The following is a 21,080-nucleotide window of genomic DNA, read 5'->3' as shown; positions in this document are numbered from 1 at the left end:
GGCGCGACCCCCACCACAGCGTCGTTACGTCTCCCTGCACCGGGCCGCCGCGCCCCGCCCGGCCCCCCGCGCGGCCGCCGCCCCCCCCCCCCCCCCCAGCGCCGCCCCGCGCGGGGCGCGGGCGGGCGGCGCCCCCCCCCCCCCCCCCCGCGCCGGCCGGCCCCGGGCACGTCGGCGCGCGGCTGGGTCGGGTCGGTGGTCGTCGGCACGACGGCAAAGGTACGTCGCGCCCCGGGCGGTCGCCGACCGGATGCACCCGCTCGCACCGCGTGTGCGCGACGTCTTCACAGGCCGCCGGGCGCGCGGCCGCCCCGGCGGCCCCGCCGCTCAGGTGGCGACCGTGCCGTCGTTGATGGCCAGCCGGTCGGCCAGGTGCGGGAAGACGACGGTGAAGCACAGCAGCACCACGCCCGCCGCCACGAGCAGGCTGATGAGCAGCCGCACCCACCAGGGCCCCGGCAGCACCCGCCACCACCACCCGTACACGCCTCCCCCTCCCGCTCAGCCCGCGGCCGCCAGCGAGGCCGGCGGCCCCGCGGCACGGTCCTGCACCGACTCCAGCTGCGCGTAGACGATGTAGCGCTGGCGCGCGGAGTGCATCGGGTGGCAGGCCGTCATCGTCAGCCACGCCTCGGTGGGCCGCTCGCCCGGCCGGTCGGGCACGGGGGCGACGATCTCCACCGCCGTCGGGCTGACGATCCGCCAGCGGCGCACCCGGTAGGTGTACCAGCGCTCGGCGGTGGCCACGACGACCGCGTCGCCCTCGCGCAGCTCCGCGACCCGGTTGAACGGCTTGCCGTAGGTGACGCGGTGCCCGGCGATGGCGAAGTTGCCCACCTCGCCGGGCATCGCGGTGCCCGGGTAGTGCCCGATGCCCTCCTCCAGCTCCTCCGCGTCGATGCCCTCCACCACGGGCACGGCGTAGTCGGCGCCGAAGCGGGGCACGTAGGCGATGGCGAAGGCGTCGCCGGTGGGCGGGCTCTGGTCCACGTCGGGCACCACGGGCCCGCTCGCGGCGGGCTCGGGGGCGGCCGGGGCGGGCGCGGCGTCCCAGCGCTGCTCCAGGGAGGAGACGGTCGCCGCCTGGGCGCGCCCGCTGGTCAGGTCCGTCCAGTACAGCTGCCACACGACGAACAGCAGGGTGAGGACCCCGGCGGTGACGAGCAGCTCGCCCAGGACGCCGACGGCGCGGCGGATCACGCGGCGCTCCGGGCGGCGGCCAGGGCGGTGGAGCCGTCGAAGGCGGGCAGCACCAGCCCGTCGGCGCCCTCGCGGGCGTCCACGGACCAGCCCAGGCCGTAGGCGGCGACGTACTGGCGGTAGACGGCCACCTGCGCGCTGGCCTCCAGGGCGGCGCGCAGCGCGGCGGGGTCGCCGATCGCGGCGACCGCGTAGGGCGGGGAGTAGGTGCGCCCCTGCAGCACGAGCACGTTGCCCACGCAGCGCACCGCGGAGGTGGACACCACCCGCTGGTCCATGATCGACATGGCCTCGGCGCCCCCGGCCCACAGGGCGTTGACGACGGCCTCGACGTCCTGCTGGTGCACCACGAGGTCGTCGGGGTTGGCCCCGGCCGGGCGCACGTCGTCGGGGGCGTCGTCGAGGGTGACGGTCACGCCGGGGCCGGTGACGGCCAGCGCGCCGGAGGCGGTGCCGAGGGCGGCGTCGTCCAGGGGGTCCTCCAGCGACCGGTCGGCGGGGGCGGCGGCGCGGCTGAGCTCGTCGACCTCGGCGCGCAGGTCGCCCACGCGGGCGGCGCGCTGCTCGTTGAGGCGGGAGCGCTCGGCGACGAGGGCGCCGAGGTCGGCGGTCTCCGAGCGCAGGTCGGTGCCGCGCGAGGTCAGGGCGCTGGTGGCGAAGAGCAGCCCGGCCAGGGCGAACACCGCGGCGACGGCGGCGCGGCCGCCCGCCGGGCGCAACCTGGGTGCCCGCACGCCTCCCCCTCCCCCGGTCCTCGAGCCCCGCTCACCGGCCGCACCCGTGGCGCGACCGTCCGCGAGGTCGTGTCGCACTACGCTAACCAGGCGTCCCGAGCGCACCCGCACCACCCGTCCCGACCCGGAGGTTGACGTGACCGAGTCCCGCCGCGAGCGGCACCGCGACGACGAGCCGGGGGACGAGCAGGTGAGCGGGGCGACCGGCACCGGCGCGACCGCCGCGGGGCTGGGCGAGGCGGTGACCGCCGCGGCCGCCGAGGAGGCCTCCGAGCGCAAGCGCCGCCGCCGCCGGCGCCGCGGCTCCGAGGTGGAGGACGACGGCAGCGACCGCGCGCTGAAGGCCCGCAACCAGCTCACGCCGCGCTGGTGGATCGTGCTGATGGTGGCGCTGATGGTCGTCGGCCTGCTGTGGATCGTCGTCTTCTACCTCTCCAGCTCGCAGTACCCGGTGCCGGGCTGGGGCAACTGGAACCTGGTGGCCGGCTTCGGCCTGGTGCTCGTGGGCTTCGGGATGACGACCCGCTGGCGCTGAGCCGCCCGCGACCTTGTCCACCGCTTCGTCCACAGCCTGTGGACGACTGTGGGAAAACGGGAGAGCCGTCCACACGCGGGCCCACAGCTCGTGGACAGCGGCGCCCGTCCGCACCGCCGGGAGCGGTGCGGACGGGCGGTGCGGACGGGCGCGGGGCCGGGTGCGCGGACGGGCCCGGGGCAGGGGCCCGGGCGCCTCAGAGGACGGTGCGCGAGCCCGCGTGGACCAGCAGCGCCAGCAGCACCAGGGCCACCGCGCCCACCCCGGCCCACTGCACCGGCGCACCGCGCCGGCGGGTGCGCACCAGCAGCGCGGAGACCACCAGGCCCGTCACCAGGCCGCCCAGGTGCGCCTGCCAGGAGACGCCCGCGACGAGCAGGCCGATGACGAAGTTGATCGCGATGAGCGCCACGACCTGGCCCGTCTGCCGGCCCAGGTGCCGGTTGACGGTCAGCAGCGCCGCGAAGAGGCCGAAGACGGCCCCCGAGGCGCCCACCAGGACGCTGTTGGCGGTCCCGGGCAGCAGCAGGGCCCCCACGGCGCCGCCGAGGGCGGAGAGCACGTACAGGGCCGTGAAGCGGGCCCGGCCCAGCAGCGGTTCCAGGTACTGGCCCGTGACCCACAGCGCGTACGTGTTGAAGAGCAGGTGCAGCGGGGAGGCGTGCAGGAACGCCGAGGTGAGCGGCTGCCACCACCGGTCCGGCCCGAACCCGCCGTAGGCGGCGGGCACGTTGACCAGCTGCAGGTGGAAGTACAGCTCCGGCGGCAGGACGTACTGCCCGGCGAACAGCGCCACGCACAGCCCGATGACGACCTTGGTCACCAGGGTGTCGCGGCCGCGCACCGCGCCGCCGAGGGTCGTGCGGCCCTGCCGGACCCCCTTGTTCCCCTCGGCGACGCAGTCCACGCACTGCACCCCGACCGCGGCGGGGCGCTGGCACTGCGGGCAGGCGGGTCGCTCGCACCGCTGGCAGCGCACCCACGACTCGCGGTCGGGGTGGCGGGGGCACACGGGGACCCCGGTGGTGGTGTCGTTCGCGGCGTCGCTCACGCTGCGCCCAACGCCCCGGGGGCCGCCGGTGTTCGCGCGTCCGCGCAGGGCGGAACGCGCGGGGTGCGCCCGCGGGCGGTCAGCTCAGCGCTCGACGTCGACACCGGTGATGACGACGGGCTCGCGCGGCGCGTCGGCCGGGCCGGTGGGCAGGGAGGCGATGGTGTCCACGACGCGGCGGCTCTCGTCGTCGGCGACCTCGCCGAAGATCGTGTGGCGGCCGTTCAGGTGCGGGGTGGTGGCCACGGTGATGAAGAACTGCGAGCCGTTGGTGCCGTGGCCGGCGATCTTGCCGGCGTTGGCCATGGCGAGCAGGTACTTCTTGTCGAAGCGCAGGTCCGGGTGGATCTCGTCGTCGAACTGGTAGCCGGGGCCGCCGCGGCCGTCGCCGCGCGGGTCGCCGCCCTGGATCATGAAGCCGTCGATGATGCGGTGGAAGGTGAGCCCGTCGTAGAAGGGCTCCGTCTTCGTCTCGCCGGTGGAGGGGTCCTTCCACTCCTTGGTGCCCTCCGCGAGGCCGACGAAGTTCGCCACCGTCTTGGGGGCGTGGTTCTCGAACAGCTCGATGCGGATGTCGCCGTGGTTGGTGCGCAGGGTCGCGTGCATGGTCCTCATCGTCGCACCCGCCGCCGCCCGCGGCTCCCGGCCCCCGCGCTCTGGCGGACTCGGCCCCGCTGCGGTGGGATGGGGGTGGTGATCGCCGGCCGGGCACGCCCCGGCGCTGCCGGGCGTTGCCCCGGTGAGGCGAACGACTGACCGAGGAGGAACGGATGTCCCTGACCAAGAGCCGGACCGAGAAGCTGGCGCAGGTCCGCGACCAGGGCACGGCCCTCGCGGAGAAGGCCCTGTCCGAGAAGGTCGCCCCCGCCGTGGAGACCGCCAAGACGTGGGCGACCCCGCACGTCGAGACCGCCAGGACCTGGGCCACCCCCCACGTGGAGACGGCCAGGACCTGGGCGACCCCGCACGTCGAGACCGCCAAGACCTGGGCCACCCCGCACGTGGAGACGGCCAGGACCTGGGCGACGCCGCACGTGGAGACCGCCGCGCAGCAGGTGAGCACGGCCGCGCAGCAGGTGGGCACCGCCGCGCACAAGGTCGGCCCCGCCGTGGGCGTGGCCGCGGCCGCCGCCGCGCACAAGGTCGCCCCCGCGGTGGACACCGCGCGCGAGCGCATCACCACCGACCTGCTGCCGCGCGTCGTCGACGCCGTGCACGACGCCGCCGACTCGGCCAGGTCGGCCGCCACCCCGGCGGTCGCCGCCGCCGGCACCGCGGCCACCGCGGCCGCCGCCAAGGGCGCCAGCAGCACCCGGGTCGTCCGCGAGCGCAGCGCCGACGCGCTCGCCGTCCTCAAGGGCGAGGCGACCGTGCGGAAGGCGAAGAAGAAGCGCGGCCGCAAGCTCCTGCTGGTGCTGGCGCTCACCGGTGCCGGTGCCGCAGTCTTCAGCGCGGTGCGCAGCCGCAAGCAGGAGGACCCGTGGGCGGCTCCGGGCGCCGCGTGGACGCCCGCCGCGCCGACCAACAAGCCCACCGCCACCGCAGCCCCGGTGCCGGACTCCCCGTCCACCGGCGGGACCTCCGGCTCGGCGGGCACCGGTCAGGCGGGCACCGCCACCAGCACCGGCGCCACGCCGGGCGCCGGGTCCACCGCCGCGGGCGCCACCACCGCGGGCACCACCGCGGGCGCTGCCGCGGGTGCGGAGGGCTCGCAGCCGCTGGACCTGCCCTCCGAGCCGCCGTCGAACGCGGTGAAGAACTTCGAGGAGGCGACGACCCCCGTCGACGCCGACGACACCGAGGGCGGCGAGAAGCTGGCCTGAGGCCGGACGCGACGAAGGCCCCCACCCGGCAGGGTGGGGGCCTTCGCGTCGTCCGGGGTGGAGGCGAGGGGACTCGAACCCCTAACCCCCTGCTTGCAAAGCAGGTGCGCTACCAATTGCGCCACGCCCCCGGGGGACCGCGCTCAGCGCACGGTGTCGGTGGCCTCCGCCCAGAGGTCGCGCTCGGCCTTCGCGGACGCCTTCTGGCGCCACACGAGCACGGCACCGGCCAGGGCGCCCACCAGCAGCAGCTTCTTCACTCTCGAGACCTCCGCGGAGTTCCAGGACGGTGTCGAAGGCTAGCACGCAGGGTGAGCGCGGACCGGGAGGCCCACCGACGGCAGGAGGCCCGCTCCCCGGGCGGGGAACGGGCCTCCTGGTGCTTCCGGTGGGCCTAGGAGGACTTGAACCTCCGACCTCTTCCTTATCAGGGAAGCGCTCTAACCGACTGAGCTATAGGCCCGGAGCCGCGCGACGGCGGCACGACTACTGTACCCGACCGCGGGTGGTGCCACCGACCGCCACCGGCCGGCGGCGACCACCCGGACGGCTCAGTCGTCGGAGAGCGTCACGTGCAGGCCGCCCACCAGGGCCGCCGACACGTTGTAGAGGAACGCCACGATCGTCGACAGCGCCGTCAGCAGCACCACGTCGACCACGGCGATGACGGTGGCCAGCGAGAGCACCTTGCCGAAGGCGAGGTAGTCCAGCAGGTTCACGTCCACCTCGCCGCCCACGACGTCGCGCAGCAGGCCGTTGACGTCGGTGAACACGCCCATGCCGTCCAGGACGCTCCACACCACCGCGGTGGCCACCACCAGGGCGATGCCCACCGCCACGGAGAGCAGGAACGACAGCTTCGTCACCGACCACGGGTCGACGCGGGCCAGCGTCAGGCGGACCCGGCGCGGGACGTCGACCGCGGCGGCCGGGCGCCCCGCGGGACGGGACTGGGCGGCCGGGCCGGCCTGGGTGGCCGTGCCGGCCCTCGGCGTCCGCGCCCCCGTGGTGCCGGGCGAGGAGGCCGTGCGTTCGGCGGGACTCACGAAGCACCTCCGGGGTCGGTGTCGTCGGCCGCGGAGCCCCCGTCGACCGATCCGTCAGACCGTACGTCATCCAGCGGGTCGGGCGCAGTCCCCGCGGGCGACGGGGGTTCGTCGGCGCCCAGCGCCGCGGACTGGTCGTCGCCCGCCCCGCCGGCGTCGACCAGGGGGTCGTCCAGGCCCTCGACGGTGGCCGCGGAGACCTCCTCGGCCTCCACCTCCGCGTCCAGGACGCGCTCGGCGTTGCGGGCCACGGCGATGATGCGGTCCCCGGTCTCCGGGCGGGCGAAGGTGACGCCCATGGTGTCGCGGCCCTTGGCCGGCACCTCGTCCACCCGCGAGCGCACCACGCGCCCGCCGGCCATGACCACCAGCACCTCGTCGTCCTCGGAGACCGTCAGCGCCCCCACCAGGTCCCCGCGCGCCTCGGCCAGCTTGGCGACCTTGATGCCCAGGCCGCCGCGGCCCTGCCGGCGGTACTCGGCGATCCGGGTGCGCTTGGCGTAGCCGAGCTCGGTGACCACGAAGACGTCCAGGTCGTCGGAGGCCACCGCCATCGCCAGCAGCTCGTCCTCGCCGCGGAACTTCATGCCGGTGACGCCGGAGGTGGCCCGGCCCATCGGGCGCAGGGTGTCGTCGTCGGCGGCGAAGCGCACGCTCATCCCCTTGCGCGAGACGAGGAAGAGGTCCTCGCCCTCGCCGACCAGGGACGCCGCGAAGAGCTCGTCGTCGACCTCCTCGCCGTCGGCGCCGGTGCGCTGGCGCAGGTTGATCGCGATGAGGCCGCCGGAGCGGTTGGAGTCGTACTCGCTCAGGCGCGTCTTCTTCACGATGCCGCCGCGGGTGGCGAGCACCAGGAACGGCGCCTGCTCGTAGTCCTCCACGTCCAGCACCGCGACGATCCGCTCCCCCGGCTGGAAGGCCAGCAGGTTCGCCACGTGCTGCCCGCGCCCGTCGCGGCCGCCCTCGGGCAGCTCGTAGCCCTTGGCGCGGTACACCCGCCCCAGGTTGGTGAAGAACAGCAGCCAGTGGTGGGTCGTGGTGGTGAAGAAGTGCTCCACCACGTCGTCCTCGCGCAGGCTGGCTCCGCGCACGCCGCGGCCCCCGCGACGCTGCGCGCGGTACAGGTCCGTGCGGGTGCGCTTGGCGTAGCCGCCGCGGGTGACGGTGACGACGACGTCCTCGACGGGGATGAGGTCCTCGACGCTCATGTCGCCCTCGAAGGGCAGCACCTGCGTCTTGCGCTCGTCGCCGTACTTCTCCACCAGCTCGGCCAGCTCGTCGCCGACGATGCGGCGCTGGCGCTCGGGGCGGGCCAGGACGTCGTTGTAGTCCTCGATCAGGCGCATGAGCTCGGCGTGCTCGTCGGTGATGCGCTGGCGCTCCAGGGCGGCCAGGCGGCGCAGCTGCATCTCCAGGATCGCGCGGGACTGCACCTCGTCGATCTGCAGCAGCTCCATCAGCCCGTCGCGCGCGGCCTCCACCGTGGTGGAGGCGCGGATGAGGGCGATGACCTCGTCCAGGGCGTCCAGCGCCTTGAGCAGCGCCCGCAGGATGTGCGCGCGCTCCTCGGCCTTGCGCAGCCGGAAGCGGGTGCGCCGGACGACCACGTCGAGCTGGTGGGCGACCCAGTGCTTGAGGAACGCGTGGATCGGCAGGGTGCGCGGCACCCCGTCGACCAGGGCGAGCATGTTCGCGCCGAAGTTCTGCTGCAGCTGGGTGTGCTTGTACAGGTTGTTGAGCACGACCTTGGCGACGGCGTCGCGGCGCAGCACGACGACCAGGCGCTGGCCGGTCTTGCCGGAGGTCTCGTCGCGCACGTCCGCGATGCCGGTGAGGCGGCCGTCGCGCACGAGGTTGGCGATGTTCTCGGCGAGGTTGTCCGGGTTCACCTGGTACGGCAGCTCGGTGATCACCAGGCAGGTGCGGCCCTGGATCTCCTCGACCTCCACGACCGCGCGCATCGTGATCGAGCCGCGGCCCGTGCGGTACGCGTCGTCGATGCCGCGGTGGCCCAGGATCTGCGCGCCCGTGGGGAAGTCCGGGCCCTTGACCCGCTGCATGACCGCGGCGAGCTGCTCCTCGTCGGAGGCGTCCGGGTGCTCCAGCAGCCAGGTGACGCCGGAGGCGACCTCGCGCAGGTTGTGCGGGGGGATGTTCGTCGCCATGCCCACGGCGATGCCGGCGGAGCCGTTGACCAGCAGGTTCGGGAACCGGCTGGGCAGCACGTCCGGCTCGTCGGTGTGCCCGTCGTAGTTCGGCGAGAAGTCGACGGTCTCCTCGTCGATGTCGCGGACCATCTCCATGGCCAGCGGCGCCATGCGGCACTCGGTGTAGCGCGGGGCGGCGGCCGGGTCGTTGCCGGGCGAGCCGAAGTTGCCCTGCCCGTCCACGAGCGGGTAGCGCAGCGACCAGTCCTGCGCCAGGCGCACCAGGGCGTCGTAGATGGAGACGTCGCCGTGCGGGTGGTAGTGGCCCATGACGTCGCCGACGACGCGGGCGCACTTGGAGTACCCGCGGTCGGGGCGGTACCCGCCGTCGAACATGGCGTACAGGACGCGCCGGTGCACCGGCTTCAGGCCGTCGCGCACGTCCGGCAGGGCGCGCGAGACGATGACGCTCATCGCGTAGTCCAGGTAGGACCGCTGCATCTCCAGCTGCAGGTCGACCTGCTCGACGCGGTCGCCGACGGGCGGCTCGGTGGTGCTCTCGCTCACGGGGTCTTCCTCTCAGGTCGTCTCGGGTCGCCGGCGCCGTCCGGTGCCCCCGCCGCGCGGGGGCACCGGCTCAGACGTCGAGGAACCGGACGTCACGGGCGTTGCGCTGGATGAAGCTGCGGCGGGACTCCACGTCCTCGCCCATCAGGACGGAGAACACCGCGTCGGCCGCGGCTGCGTCCTCCAGCGTCACCTGCAGCAGCGTGCGGTGCGCGGGGTCCATCGTCGTCTCCGACAGCTCGTCCCAGTTCATCTCGCCCAGGCCCTTGTAGCGCTGCACCGAGTTCTCCTTGGGCAGCTTCTTGCCGGCCTCGCGCCCGGCCCGGATGAGGGCGTCGCGCTCGGCGTCGGAGTAGGCGAACTCGTGCGCCGCCCCGCCCTGCCACTTGATGCGGTACAGCGGCGGCTGCGCGAGGTAGACGTGACCGTTCTCCACCAGCGGGCTCATGTAGCGGAACAGCAGCGTCAGCAGCAGCGTGCGGATGTGCTGACCGTCGACGTCGGCGTCCGCCATGATGATGATCTTGTGGTAGCGCAGCTTGTCGAGGTTGATCTCCTCGCCGATGCCCGTGCCGAACGCGGTGATGAGGGCCTGGACCTCCTGGTTGCCCATCGCCCGGTCCAGCCGCGCCTTCTCGACGTTCAGGATCTTGCCGCGGATCGGCAGGATGGCCTGGGTGCGCGGGTTGCGCCCGCGGGTGGCCGAACCGCCCGCGGAGTCGCCCTCGACGATGAACACCTCGCACTCGGCGGGGTTGTTGGACTGGCAGTCCTTCAGCTTGCCCGGCAGCGAGTTGCGCTCCAGCAGGCTCTTGCGGCTGGCCTCGCGGGCCTTGCGCGCCGCCTGCCGCGCCACCGACGCCGAGTGCGCCTTGCGCACGATGGTGCGCGCCTCGTTGGGGTGCGAGGCGAACCAGTGGCCCAGGTGCTCGCGCACCTGCGCGTTGACGAAGGTGCGCGCCAGCGTGTTGCCCAGCTTCGTCTTCGTCTGGCCCTCGAACTGCGGCTCGCGCAGCTTCACGGAGATGACGGCCGTCAGGCCCTCGCGGATGTCGCCGCCCTCGAGGGTGTCCTTCTCCTTGAGCAGCTTCTGCTCGCGCGCGTAGTCCTGCACCAGGCTCGTCAGCGCCGTGCGGAAGCCCGTCTCGTGGGTGCCGCCCTCGGAGGTGTTGATGTTGTTGGCGTAGGTGAAGACCGCCTCGGCGTAGGAGGTGGTCCACTGCAGCGCCAGCTCCACCGAGATGCCCTGCTCGGTGTCCTCCGCCTCGAGGGAGATGACCTCCTCGTGCAGGGCGTCGTTCTTCTTCTGCGCGTTGACGTGCTTGACGTAGTCGACCAGGCCGCCGTCGTAGCGGTAGGTCAGCTTGCGCTGCGGCGCCTCGTCGACCGCCTCGGCCTCGGCCTCGGCGTCGCCGGTGGCGCGCTCGTCGCTCAGCGAGATCGTCAGGCCCTTGTTGAGGAAGGCCGTCTGCTGGAAGCGCGTGCGCAGCGTCTCGAAGTCGAAGACGGTCGTCTCGAAGATCTCCGCGCTGGGCCAGAACGTCACCGTGGTGCCGGTGGCGCCGGTCTCCTCGCCCTTGGCCAGCGGTGCCAGCGGCACCCCGTCGGCGTACGACTGGCGCCACGCGTGACCCTGCCGGCGCACCTCGACGTCCAGCCGGGAGGAGAGGGCGTTGACGACCGAGCTGCCCACGCCGTGCAGGCCGCCGGAGACGGAGTACCCGCCGCCGCCGAACTTGCCGCCGGCGTGCAGGACGGTCAGCACGACCTCCAGGGCCGGGCGGCCCTCGCCGGGCATGACGTCCACCGGGATGCCGCGGCCGTCGTCCTCCACCCGCACGCCGCCGTCGGCCGTCAGGGTCACCGCGATGCGGTCGCAGTACCCCGCCAGCGCCTCGTCCACCGCGTTGTCCACGATCTCGTACACGAGGTGGTGCAGGCCCCGCTCGCCGGTGGAGCCGATGTACATGCCGGGGCGCTTGCGGACGGCCTCCAGGCCCTCCAGGACGGTGATGGCGTCCGCGCCGTAGTCCGAGCCGGGGCTCGCGCCCCCGTCCGCGGTCACGACGTCCGCGAGCGAGGGGGCGTCCTCCGGGGCCGGGGTCTGCTGGCCGGGGTCGGTCGGCTCTTCCTGTGGCACGAGCGCGTGCTCTCCCTCCGCGTCGAGCGGCGCGGGGCGGCGCGGCGGGCGGGGCCCGTCGCGCCAGGGTCCTCACGACCGCCGGGTTCGCCCCATTCTACCCCGCTGCGGGCGATCGATCCCGCCGAGAGGCCGCCCAGGGCGCCTCAGGCGCGAGCACCCCCCGGGTGCGGGGGGACCTACGCGCCCGCACCCTCCGCCGCGCAGCGACCGCGCGGCGGGCGCGGGCTCAGCCGTAGGTGTCGCGCGGGCCCCGCCCGCCGGAGGCCGAGCGGCCGCCCCGGCGCCACGACGGGCCCTGCGGCCCGCGCACCACGACCCTGGTCACCACGCCCTGCCCGAGCTCCTCGTCGAGCCGGCGCACCAGCACGCTCGTCAGCAGCCGCACCTGCGTGGCCCACGCGGTGGACTCCGCGCGCACCACGAGCGTGCCCTCGCGCAGGCTCTCCGGCGCGCAGTGCCCGGCCAGCTCCGGGCCGACCACCGCGTCCCAGCGCCCGAAGGCGCCGCCCACCGCCACCGGCCGCTCCCAGCCGCGCTCGCCGACCAGGCGGCCCAGCGTGGAGCCGAGCTGCTGCGGGTCGCGCGCGTCCGGCCACGCCCCCGAGCGGGCCGAGGCGTCGCGACGGGCCTGCCGGCGCGCGTCGCGCTCGGCGGCGCGCGCGGCGGGGGCGCCCTGCCCGGCGCGGCCCGGGCGCAGGCCCTTCGCCGCGGCCGCCGCCCTGGCCCGGCCCAGCGCGGTGCGCGCCAGGTCCGCCCCGGCCGGCTGCTCCTGCTGCTCCTGCTGCTCCGGCTCGTCGGCGCCGCTCGCGCCCCGCGCTCCGCCCGCCGCGTCGACGGGCTCGCGCGGGTCCTCCCCCGCCGGCGCGCCGCCCGCCCCGGGCGGGTCAGGGTTCACGGACCGCGCTCCCGGCGCTGACCAGCACCCGGTCCGCGCCCGCCCCGCGCAGGGCGTCCGGCACGTCCTCGGGCACCGCGGCGGTCACCAGGACCTGCTCGGCGTCGGCGACCACCTCCGCCAGCCGCTGCCGGCGGCCGGCGTCGAGCTCGGCGAAGACGTCGTCGAGGACGAGCACGGGCCCGCCGGGGTCCTCCACGGCGTCGTCCTCCAGCAGCAGGCGGTAGCTCGCCAGCCGCAGCCCCAGGGCCACCGACCAGCTCTCGCCGTGGCTGGCGTAGCCCTTGGCGGGCATCCCGCCCAGGGTGAGCACCAGGTCGTCGCGGTGCGGGCCGACCAGGCACACCCCGCGCTCCAGCTCCGCCTTGCGCTGCTCGGCCATGCCCGCCAGCAGCGCCGCGCGCAGCTCCCCGGTCCCGGGCACCTCGCCGCCGGGCTCGGTGGCCACGCCCGCCGCCAGCAGCGGCAGGTTCGAGCGGTACCCCAGCTCCAGGTCGCCCTGCCCGGCGCTCACCGCCCGGTAGGCGGCGTCGGCCGGTGCGCGCAGGTCCGCCAGCAGGGCCAGGCGGGCCGAGAGCAGCTCCGCGCCGGTGGCGGCCAGGTGCTCGTCCCACACCTCCAGCGTGGAGCTGTCGGCCCGGCCGGCGCGCAGCGCCGAGCCGGCCGACTTCAGCAGCGCGGTGCGCTGGCGCAGGACGCGGTCGTAGTCCGCGCGCACCCCCGCCACCCGCGGCCAGCGGGTGACGAGGAGGTCGTCGAGGTAGCGCCGGCGCTCGCCGGGGTCGCCCTTGACCAGGGCGAGGTCCTCCGGGGCGAAGAGCACCGTGCGCAGCACCCCGAGCACGTCGCGCACCCGCCGCACCGGGTTGCCGTTGAGGCGGCCCCGGTTCGCCCGGCCCGGGGTGATCTCCAGCTCCACCAGGGCCCGGCGCCCGCCGCGCACGAGCTGGGCGCGCACCACGGCGCGCTCGGCCCCCTGCCGCACGAGCGGGGCGTCGCCGGAGACCCGGTGGCTGCCGAGCGTGGCGACGTACCCGACCGCCTCGACCAGGTTCGTCTTGCCCCGGCCGTTCAGGCCCACGAACGTCGTCGTGCCCGGCCGCAGGTCCAGCTCCAGGGCCGGGTAGGAGCGGAAGTCGACCAGCGAGAGGTGCGCGACGTGCACGCGAGCCCGCGACCTAGCTGACGGAGCCGGTGCCCGAGGACGGACCGGCCTGGGTCACGGCGTGCCCGCCGAACTGGTTGCGCAGCGCGGCGACCGCCTTGATCGAGGGCGAGTCCTCCTGGCGCGAGGAGAAGCGCGCGAACAGCGCCGCGGCGAGCACCGGCATCGGCACGGCGTTCTCGATGGCCTGCTCCAGCGTCCAGCGGCCCTCGCCGGAGTCCTGCGCGTAGCCGCGGATGTGCTCCAGCTTCGGGTCCTCCTCCAGCGCGCGGACCATGAGGTCCAGCAGCCAGGAGCGCACCACGGTGCCGCGCGTCCACGCCTTGAAGACGGCGGGGACGTCGCTGATGATGCCCTTGGCCTCGAGGAGCTCGTAGCCCTCGGCGTAGGCGTGCATCAGGCCGTACTCGATGCCGTTGTGGACCATCTTCGAGTAGTGGCCCGCGCCGACGCCGCCGGCGTGCACGAAGCCCTCCTCGCGCGGGCCCTCGGGGCGCAGCGCGTCGAAGACCGGCAGGGCCAGGTCCACGTGCTTCTTCGGGCCGCCGACCATCAGGCCGTAGCCGTTGTCCTTGCCCCAGACGCCGCCGGAGACGCCGCAGTCCAGGTAGCCGGTGCCGCGCTCGGCGAGCAGCGCCGAGTTGATCTCGTCGTCGGTCCACTTGGAGTTGCCGCCGTCGATCACCAGGTCGCCGTCGCCCAGCAGCGGGGCGAGGTTGGCGACGGTGTCGCGCGTGATCCTCCCCGAGGGCACCATCACCCAGACGACCTTGGGCGAGGGCAGCGCCTCGACCAGCGCGGCCAGCGAGGGGACGTCGGTGACGTCCGGGTTGGGGTCGTACCCCGTGACCTCGATGCCCTTCTCGCGCAGGCGGGCGCGCATGTTGCCGCCCATCTTCCCGAGACCGACGAGTCCGATGTGCATCTGGACGACCCTTCCTTCCCCCGGGCTCCCGGGGTTCGCGTGCGTGCCGGCTCAGCCGGCGAGGCGGACCGGCATCAGCAGGTACCGGTAGCTGTCGTCGTCCTCCCCGTCGAGCTCCGCCTGGCCGGTGATGACGGCCGGGCGGGTCGGCTGGGTGAACGACAGTCGGGCGAAGGGCGCCGTCAGCGCCCCCAGCCCGTCGAGGAGGAACTGCGGGTTGAACGCGATGGCGATGGGCTCGCCGACGAGGGACGCCTCGAGGGCCTCCGTCGCCTGCGCGTCCTCGCCCTGGCCCGCTTCCAAGGACAGCACGCCGTCCTCGAAGCGCAAGCGCACGGGCGTGTTGCGCTCGGCCACCAGCGCCACGCGCTTGACGGCCTCGACGAGGGCGGACGTGGACACCACGGCGTGCGTGGGGGACTCGGCGGGGAACAGCGCCCGCACCTTGGGGTACTCGCCGTCGACGAGCAGCGAGGTGGACTGCCGGCCCTCGGCCTGGAAGCCGATGAGGTCGGCGGTGCCGTCGGCCAGGCCGACCCGCAGGGTGCTGGTGCTGCCCAGCGACCGGGCGACGTCCGAGAGGGTGCGCGCGCGCACCAGGGCCGTCGTGGTGAAGTCGGGGGTGGCGGGGTTCCAGCGCAGCTCGCGCACCGCCAGGCGGTAGCGGTCGGTGGCCAGCAGCGTCAGCCGGCCGCCCTCGATCTCCAGGCGCACGCCCGTGAGGATCGGCAGCGTCTCGTCGCGGCTGGCGGCGATCGTCACCTGCGCGACGGCCGCGGTGAACTCCGAGCCGGGGACCGTGCCGGACTCCGGGGGCATCACCGGCAGCGCCGGGTACTCGTCCACGGACATCGTCAGCAGCGTGAAGCGGCTGGCGCCGCAGGTGACGACGACCTTGGAGCCCTCGGTGGTCAGGGTCACCGGCCGCGGCGGCAGGCTGCGGGAGATGTCGGCCAGCAGGCGCCCGGAGACGAGGACCCGGCCGGCGGTGCGCACGCCCGCGGGCACCTCCACGCGGGCGGAGACCTCGTAGTCGAAGCTGGACAGCCGCAGCGTGCCGTCGTCCTCGGCCTCCAGCAGGACCCCGGCGAGCACCGGCACGGGGGGCCGCGACGGCAGGGCACGGGCCACCCACGCGACGGCCTCGGCCAGCACGTCGCGCTCGACCTGCAACTCCACCGGGTACCGCCTCTCACCGAGCCGTCGTCGTCCGCACCGCCCTGCAGCGCGGGCGGTCACCGACCTTAGTGGAGCGCGCCGCCGCGGGTGCAGTCGGCGTCCCCCGACGGGTGCTCCGGGCACCTCCCCGGCTCGCCGCGCGCTCGTCCACAGGGGCCCTGAGGGTCGGTCCACACCCCCTCCGGGAGCCCTCCCCCACCCGCTGTCCCCAGCTTCCGTCCCCAGCCCCCGTGGGTTGACGGATTCATCCATGGAGAAGTGTGGAGTAGTAGTAGGGGCTGTGCATGCTGTGGACACCGAGACGTCACCGCAGGTCAACCCCCGATTAAGGCCGTTTCAGGCCTGTGGATGACCTGGGGGTGGACACCCCGCTCCATCCACAGGCCTGGGGACGACCGGAGCTCCGTCCCCAGCCGTCCCCAGGCGCACGCTGTCGTGTCCACACGGTGTCCACCGGGTTTTCCACCGGCCGTGGACCCTCTGCCCACAGGGTTGTCCCCAAGATGTGGACACTCCTCGCGGCGTGTCTCCGAGGCGTGCGGGGCCCCCGGGTGTAGCGGCGCGGGCACGGGTGCGGACGGCCGCCCGAGCGCCCCCCCGCGAGCTGCTGCACGGGCTCCTGCACGGGCTCCCGAACGTGCCCCCGCTCGGGCTCCGGGACGTGCGCCCGCTCGGCGCCCCCGCGGCCCTCAGGGGCCTCCACGGGCCCCGGGCTCCCCCGCCAGCTCCAGGCGGGCCCCTGGGGTCTTCGCGGGCCTCCTGCGGGTCTCCTACGGGTCCGGGGCGGGTCCGGGGAACCGCAGCGGCAGTGGGCGGGCCGCGCGGGACGCGACAGGGCCCCCGCGCGGTGCGCGGGGGCCCTGGGGGTGCAGGTGGCTGCCTGGGGCTGCCGGGGGCTGCCGGGGGCTGCCGGGGGCGGTCGGGGGCTGCCGGGGGCTGCCGGAGGGGCGGGGACGCGCGGTCGGCGCCCCCGGCCCCTCAGGCGCCGGCCTGCTTCTTGATGCGGTTGGTCAGCTCGGTGACCTGGTTGTACGTGCTGCGCCGCTCGGCCATCTGCTGCTTGATCTTGCGCTCGGCGTGCATGACGGTCGTGTGGTCGCGGCCGCCGAAGTGCTGGCCGATCTTCGGCAGCGACAGCTCCGTCAGCTCCCGGCACAGGTACATCGCGATCTGCCGGGCGGTCACCAGGGTGCGCGATCGGGAGGTGCCGCACAGGTCCTCCAGCGTGACGCTGAAGTACGACGCGGTCTGCCCCATGATCGCCGCGGCGGTGATCTCGGGCGTCTCGTCGTTGGGGATGAGGTCGCGCAGCACGATGTCCGCCAGCTGCATGTCCACGGCCTGGCGGTTGAGGCTGGCGAAGGCCGTCACGCGGATCAGCGCGCCCTCGAGCTCGCGGATGTTCGAGGAGATCTTGGAGGCGATGTACTCGTTGACGTCGTCGGGCACCTCCAGGCGCTCGCCGATGGCCTTCTTGCGCAGGATGGCGATGCGGGTCTCGAGGTCCGGCGGCTGCACGTCGGTGATCAGGCCCCACTCGAAGCGGCTGCGCATGCGCTCCTCGAAGCCCGAGAGCTGCTTCGGCGGCAGGTCGGAGGTGATCACGACCTGCTTGCTGGTGTTGTGCAGGGTGTTGAAGGTGTGGAAGAACTCCTCCTGCGTCTGCACCTTGTTCGACAGGAACTGGATGTCGTCGATGAGCAGCACGTCGACGTCGCGGTACCGGCGCTGGAACGCCTGGGCCTTGTCGTCGCGGATGGAGTTGATGAAGTCGTTGGTGAACTCCTCGGAGTTCACGTACCGCACCTGCACGCCCGGGTAGAGGTTCTGCGCGTAGTGCCCGATGGCGTGCAGCAGGTGCGTCTTGCCCAGCCCGGACTCGCCGTAGATGAACAGCGGGTTGTAGGCCTTGGCCGGCGCCTCGGCCACCGCCACCGCCGCCGCGTGCGCGAAGCGGTTGCTCGCGCCGATGACGAAGGTCTCGAAGACGTACTTCGGGTTCAGGCGGGTGTTCTCCACCTTGGTGCTCGAGCGCGTCCGGGAGCCCTGCCGCCCGGTGCCCGCGGGCCGCTCCACCTTGAAGCCGGTGAAGAGCAGGTCCGGGTCGGAGTCGTCCAGCAGCAGCTCGTCGCCGTCCTCGCCGGCGCCGTCCGCCGCCCCGGGCGCCTCGCCCACCAGCGCCTCCAGCGCCACCCGCTCGCGCTCGACGGCGCGCACGCCGCCCTCGCGCACGCCCCGGTCGCGCGGGCCGCCGTCGCGGCCCTCGTCGCGGGCGCCGTCGGTGCTGCGCCGCCCGCCGGCCGGCTCGCGCTCGGGACCGCCCCCGATCGAGGGGTCCACGGTCACCGCCAGGCGCACCGCGGTGCCCAGCTGCTCGCTCAGGGCGCGGGTCAGCGGCTCGCGGACCTTCTGCTCGATGACCTCCTTGGTGAGGTCGTTGGGCACCGCCAGCAGCGCCGTGCCGTTCAGGAGGCCCAGCGGCCGGGTCAGCCGCACGAACGCGCGCTGGTTGGGGGGCACCTCACCCTCGTCCAGCTGCGCGACCGCGCGCTCCCAGACGTCGGGGAAGTCCCCGCGGTCGGTCTCCACTCGAGCCATCTCCCGTCGTGCCCGATCCGATCGACGGGCCTCGTCCACACCTCTGTCCACACACTGTGCACGACGGCGGGGGTGCGTCGAGGCACCCCTCCTGGTGGGTCGGATCGACAGGGGGCGTCGGCAGTCGGGCTGGACCGTAACAACGGCGGCGGTCGCCGTTCAAGTGCCGTCCCACCGGCGGCCACCTGGACGGGTGGTGCGGGTGCTCCCGGGCCCGCCCGGCCGCCGGCGGCGGGGTCGCGGTGCCCGCGCTTTGACCACGGCGGGGCCACCACCGTACCCTGCTGGGGATTGTGCTCCGCAGGACCTGCCGGTGCGCCGAACCCTCGGCTCCCGGCGTCGGCCGACGGCGGAGCCCCGGCCTTCCAGCGAGCATGGAGAACTGACGTGAGCAAGCGCACCTTCCAGCCGAACAACCGTCGGCGGGCCAAGACGCACGGCTTCCGCCTGCGCATGCGCACCCGCGCCGGCCGCGCCATCCTCTCCGCGCGCCGCGCCAAGGGCCGCGCGCAGCTGTCCGCCTGAGCACCTCCCCCACCCGCGGCACACCGTGCTGCCCGCAGCGCACCGCCTGAGGGCGCGGGACGACTTCGCCGTCGCCCTGCGCGGCGGTGTGCGCACCGGTACCCGGCACCTGGTCCTGCACTGGGCGCAGACCGACGAAGCCCACCCCACGAGGGTGGGCTTCGTCGTGTCCAAGGCCGTCGGCAACTCCGTGGTCCGGCACCGCACGCAGCGCCGGCTGCGGCACCTCGCCGCCGACCGGCTGCCGGTGCTGCCGGCCGACGGGGGGCTGCTGGTGGTGCGGGCCCTGCCCGCGGCCGCCGGCGCCACCTCCGCCGACCTCGCCGCCGACGTCGACCGGGGGCTCCGCCGCCTCGGCCTGACCGCCCGGTGAGCGGTGCGGGCGGTGGGCCGCCCCGACCGTCGCCGGTGGCGCCGCCGCGCCCCTGGTGGCACCCCCTGCGCTGGCCGGCGCTGCTGCTGGTCGCGCTCGTGAAGGTCTACCAGTACACGCTCTCCCTCGTCCTGGGGCCGACGTGCCGCTTCTACCCGTCCTGCTCGGCCTACGCCGTCGAGGCGCTGCGCACCCGCGGGGCGCTGGTCGGCTCCTGGTTGACCGTCCGTCGCCTGCTGCGCTGCCACCCGTGGAACCCTGGGGGCGTCGACCCCGTTCCGCCCAGGAGCGCCTCAGGGCGGGGACAGCACCGATGAGGGCGCACCGCCCGTCTGGAGAGGAAATGACCGCACCATGATCGAGTTCTTCTACGACCTCCTCTACCCGATCCAATGGGTCGTCGCATGGATCATGGTGCGGTTCCACGACCTGTTCACCGCGATCGGCCTGGACCCGGCGGGCGGTGCGGCGTGGTCCCTGTCGATCGTGGGCCTCGTCGTCGTCATCCGCATCCTGCTGATCCCGCTGTTCGTCAAGCAGATCAAGGCCATGCGGGGGATGCAGGTCATCCAGCCCGAGATGCGCAAGATCCAGCAGAAGTACAAGGGCAAGACCGATCCTGCCAGCCGTCAGGCCATGCAGCAGGAGATGATGGCCCTGTACCGCACGTCGGGGACCAACCCGATGGCGAGCTGCCTGCCGATCCTGCTGCAGTCGCCGATCTTCTTCGCGCTCTTCCACACCCTCAACGGCATCGGCAAGGGCGAGGCCGTCGGCCCGCTGAACGCCCAGCTGGTGGACCAGGCCGACAAGGCGACCCTCTTCGGCTCGCAGCTCTCCGACATCTTCCTGCGTTCCTGGGGCGACGGGGACTGGAACACGATCGTTCTCACCGCGGTGATGATCGTGCTGATGTCGCTGTCGCAGTTCATCACCCAGCGCCAGCTGATGGCGAAGAACACGTCCTCCGCCTCGATGCAGGACAACCCGTTCGCGCAGCAGCAGAAGATGATGCTGTACATCCTGCCGATCATCTTCGCCGTCTCGGGCGTGAACTTCCCCATCGGCGTCCTCCTGTACTGGCTGACCACCAACGTGTGGTCGATGGGTCAGCAGTTCTTCGTGATCCGCCGGATGCCCAACCCCGGCTCGCTCGCGGAGAAGGAGCTGCAGGCGCGCCGCGCCCGTCGCGCCGCCCGCCGCGGCGAGGTGCTGCCCGCCGCCGGTGATGCGGCCGGCACCACCGCCGTGGCCGACCACACCACCGCTGCGGCGCCGGTGCGCCGCCAGCGCCAGCAGCCCAAGCGCGGCGGCAGCCGGGAGAACCGCCGGCCCAGCGGTTCCGGCGGCTCGCGCCCGAACCAGCGGCCCGGCAACCGCTGACACGACCCACCACGAACGACCGAGGAGGACCCCGGGTGAACGGCACGACCGACGCAGTGGAGACGGGCACCGACGACGCTGCGGTCGAGGAGACCACCCGTCCGGTGCAGCGCACCGGCGGGGCGGCCAAGCGTCTGGAGGAGGAGGGCGACATCGCCGCCGACTACCTCGAGGAGCTGCTGGACATCGCTGACCTGGACGGCGACATCGACATCGACATCGAGAACGGGCGCGCCTCGGTGGCCGTCGTGGCCGACCAGGCGGGCACCCCGGCCCTCAAGCGCCTCGTCGGGCAGGACGGCGAGGTGCTCGAGGCGCTGCAGGAGCTGACCCGCCTGGCCGTGCAGGCCCAGACGGGTGACCGCACCCGCCTGCTGCTGGACGTGGCGGGTCACCGGGCCGCCAAGCGCACCGCCCTGGAGTCGCTGGCCCAGGAGGTGTGCGAGCGCGTGCGCGTCAGCGGCGAGCCCGAGCACCTGGAGCCCATGTCCGCCTTCGAGCGCAAGGTCGTCCACGACGCCGTCGCGGTGCTGGGCATGACCAGCGAGTCCGAGGGCCAGGAGCCCCAGCGGCACGTCGTCGTGCTGCCGGCCGCGGCCGGTGACGCGGACGACGAGAGCGGTGCGGACGACACGGAGGACAGCGCCGCGCGGTGAGCGGTGGCGCGCCACCCGGCGGATAGGGTGGCCGCGTGCTGGACCAGGTTCCCGTGGGGGGGGGGGGGGGGGGGGGGGGGGGGGGGGGGGGGCGGGGGGGGGGCGGGCGGGCGGCGCGCCGCCCGCGGCCGCGCG

General features: G+C 74.4%; 21 protein-coding genes and 2 tRNA genes. 7 read left to right on the top strand and 16 right to left on the bottom strand.

Features of this window, described 5'->3' with window-relative positions; genetic code table 11:
• Positions 1 to 327: 327 nt before the first annotated feature.
• From ACRYR7_RS15980 to ACRYR7_RS15970, 3 genes are read right to left on the bottom strand one after another with little or no spacing between them, the layout of a single operon-like run.
• The gene (locus ACRYR7_RS15980) at positions 328 to 486 is read right to left on the bottom strand and encodes a hypothetical protein (RefSeq protein WP_432573097.1); all 159 of its coding nucleotides are present in this window, start codon (positions 484 to 486) and stop codon (positions 328 to 330) included.
• 15 nt (positions 487 to 501) lie between these two features.
• A complete protein-coding gene (locus ACRYR7_RS15975; RefSeq protein ID WP_432573096.1) occupies positions 502 to 1,200 on the bottom strand; it encodes a class E sortase in 699 nt (232 codons plus the stop codon).
• Entirely contained in the window at positions 1,197 to 1,934 is a 738-nt protein-coding gene (locus tag ACRYR7_RS15970) for a DUF881 domain-containing protein (RefSeq protein WP_432573095.1), read from the bottom strand. The genes ACRYR7_RS15975 and ACRYR7_RS15970 overlap by 4 nt, the downstream gene beginning before the upstream one ends.
• 136 nt (positions 1,935 to 2,070) lie before the next feature.
• Here ACRYR7_RS15970 and ACRYR7_RS15965 point away from each other — a divergent pair, with 136 nt between their 5' ends.
• The gene (locus ACRYR7_RS15965; protein ID WP_432573094.1) at positions 2,071 to 2,469 is read left to right on the top strand and encodes a cell division protein CrgA; all 399 of its coding nucleotides are present in this window, start codon (positions 2,071 to 2,073) and stop codon (positions 2,467 to 2,469) included.
• 196 nt (positions 2,470 to 2,665) lie between these two features.
• Here ACRYR7_RS15965 and ACRYR7_RS15960 read toward each other — a convergent pair whose 3' ends face one another.
• Complete coding sequence (locus ACRYR7_RS15960) at positions 2,666 to 3,520, bottom strand: rhomboid family intramembrane serine protease (protein WP_432573093.1); 855 nt, start codon at positions 3,518 to 3,520, stop codon at positions 2,666 to 2,668.
• 84 nt (positions 3,521 to 3,604) lie between these two features.
• Positions 3,605 to 4,135, bottom strand: a complete 531-nt coding sequence (locus tag ACRYR7_RS15955) for a peptidylprolyl isomerase (protein ID WP_432573092.1) — start codon at positions 4,133 to 4,135, stop codon at positions 3,605 to 3,607.
• 155 nt (positions 4,136 to 4,290) lie between these two features.
• Between ACRYR7_RS15955 and ACRYR7_RS15950 the strand changes: the two genes are divergently transcribed.
• Entirely contained in the window at positions 4,291 to 5,343 is a 1,053-nt protein-coding gene (locus tag ACRYR7_RS15950) for a hypothetical protein (RefSeq protein WP_432573091.1), read from the top strand.
• 58 nt (positions 5,344 to 5,401) lie between these two features.
• Here the strand turns inward: ACRYR7_RS15950 and ACRYR7_RS15945 are convergent.
• The 11 genes from ACRYR7_RS15945 to dnaA all read right to left on the bottom strand — a co-directional run bounded on the left by ACRYR7_RS15945 (position 5,402) and on the right by dnaA (position 17,999).
• Positions 5,402 to 5,474 (bottom strand) — tRNA-Ala (locus tag ACRYR7_RS15945).
• Between the two features lie 12 nt (positions 5,475 to 5,486).
• Positions 5,487 to 5,603 carry a DLW-39 family protein gene (locus ACRYR7_RS15940; protein WP_432573090.1) on the bottom strand — a complete coding sequence of 39 codons (117 nt, stop codon included), beginning with the start codon at positions 5,601 to 5,603 and terminating at the stop codon, positions 5,487 to 5,489.
• Between the two features lie 129 nt (positions 5,604 to 5,732).
• Positions 5,733 to 5,806: transfer RNA gene (locus ACRYR7_RS15935), tRNA-Ile, on the bottom strand.
• 88 nt (positions 5,807 to 5,894) lie between these two features.
• A complete protein-coding gene (locus ACRYR7_RS15930; protein WP_432573089.1) occupies positions 5,895 to 6,389 on the bottom strand; it encodes a DUF3566 domain-containing protein in 495 nt (164 codons plus the stop codon).
• Positions 6,386 to 9,103, bottom strand: a complete 2,718-nt coding sequence (gyrA, locus tag ACRYR7_RS15925) for a DNA gyrase subunit A (protein ID WP_432573088.1) — start codon at positions 9,101 to 9,103, stop codon at positions 6,386 to 6,388. The genes ACRYR7_RS15930 and gyrA overlap by 4 nt, the downstream gene beginning before the upstream one ends.
• A gap of 70 nt (positions 9,104 to 9,173) precedes the next feature.
• Positions 9,174 to 11,243, bottom strand: coding sequence for a DNA topoisomerase (ATP-hydrolyzing) subunit B (gene gyrB, locus ACRYR7_RS15920; RefSeq protein ID WP_432573087.1), 2,070 nt, complete (start codon positions 11,241 to 11,243; stop codon positions 9,174 to 9,176).
• A 229-nt stretch (positions 11,244 to 11,472) separates the two neighbouring features.
• Entirely contained in the window at positions 11,473 to 12,141 is a 669-nt protein-coding gene (locus tag ACRYR7_RS15915; RefSeq protein ID WP_432573086.1) for a DciA family protein, read from the bottom strand.
• Positions 12,131 to 13,306 carry a DNA replication/repair protein RecF gene (recF, locus tag ACRYR7_RS15910; RefSeq protein WP_432573085.1) on the bottom strand — a complete coding sequence of 392 codons (1,176 nt, stop codon included), beginning with the start codon at positions 13,304 to 13,306 and terminating at the stop codon, positions 12,131 to 12,133. Before recF ends, ACRYR7_RS15915 begins: the two co-directional genes overlap by 11 nt.
• A gap of 13 nt (positions 13,307 to 13,319) precedes the next feature.
• Positions 13,320 to 14,231 (bottom strand): phosphogluconate dehydrogenase (NAD(+)-dependent, decarboxylating), encoded by a 912-nt coding sequence (gnd, locus tag ACRYR7_RS15905; protein ID WP_432573084.1) that lies wholly within the window; start codon positions 14,229 to 14,231, stop codon positions 13,320 to 13,322.
• A 51-nt stretch (positions 14,232 to 14,282) separates the two neighbouring features.
• Positions 14,283 to 15,410: a DNA polymerase III subunit beta gene (gene dnaN / locus ACRYR7_RS15900; RefSeq protein ID WP_432573083.1), complete on the bottom strand. Its 1,128-nt coding sequence runs from the start codon at positions 15,408 to 15,410 to the stop codon at positions 14,283 to 14,285.
• A 978-nt stretch (positions 15,411 to 16,388) separates the two neighbouring features.
• A complete protein-coding gene (gene dnaA, locus ACRYR7_RS15895; protein WP_432573082.1) occupies positions 16,389 to 17,999 on the bottom strand; it encodes a chromosomal replication initiator protein DnaA in 1,611 nt (536 codons plus the stop codon).
• A gap of 396 nt (positions 18,000 to 18,395) precedes the next feature.
• Between dnaA and rpmH the strand changes: the two genes are divergently transcribed.
• The 5 genes from rpmH to ACRYR7_RS15870 are packed head-to-tail and all read left to right on the top strand — an operon-like array spanning position 18,396 to position 20,945.
• Positions 18,396 to 18,533 carry a 50S ribosomal protein L34 gene (gene rpmH / locus ACRYR7_RS15890; RefSeq protein ID WP_166610470.1) on the top strand — a complete coding sequence of 46 codons (138 nt, stop codon included), beginning with the start codon at positions 18,396 to 18,398 and terminating at the stop codon, positions 18,531 to 18,533.
• A 25-nt stretch (positions 18,534 to 18,558) separates the two neighbouring features.
• Positions 18,559 to 18,906 (top strand): ribonuclease P protein component, encoded by a 348-nt coding sequence (gene rnpA, locus ACRYR7_RS15885; protein WP_432573081.1) that lies wholly within the window; start codon positions 18,559 to 18,561, stop codon positions 18,904 to 18,906.
• 35 nt (positions 18,907 to 18,941) lie between these two features.
• Positions 18,942 to 19,223 (top strand): membrane protein insertion efficiency factor YidD, encoded by a 282-nt coding sequence (gene yidD / locus ACRYR7_RS15880; RefSeq protein WP_432573080.1) that lies wholly within the window; start codon positions 18,942 to 18,944, stop codon positions 19,221 to 19,223.
• A gap of 37 nt (positions 19,224 to 19,260) precedes the next feature.
• Positions 19,261 to 20,289 carry a membrane protein insertase YidC gene (yidC, locus tag ACRYR7_RS15875; RefSeq protein WP_432573079.1) on the top strand — a complete coding sequence of 343 codons (1,029 nt, stop codon included), beginning with the start codon at positions 19,261 to 19,263 and terminating at the stop codon, positions 20,287 to 20,289.
• A gap of 35 nt (positions 20,290 to 20,324) precedes the next feature.
• The gene (locus tag ACRYR7_RS15870) at positions 20,325 to 20,945 is read left to right on the top strand and encodes a Jag family protein (protein ID WP_432573078.1); all 621 of its coding nucleotides are present in this window, start codon (positions 20,325 to 20,327) and stop codon (positions 20,943 to 20,945) included.
• Positions 20,946 to 21,080: the final 135 nt, after the last annotated feature.

It is taken from the genome of Kineococcus gurbantunggutensis, assembly GCF_050871925.1.
Taxonomy (GTDB): Bacteria; Actinomycetota; Actinomycetes; order Actinomycetales; family Kineococcaceae; genus Kineococcus.
The sequence above is the reverse complement of the archived record's forward strand: the minus strand, read 5'-3'. Positions and strand labels throughout refer to the sequence as shown.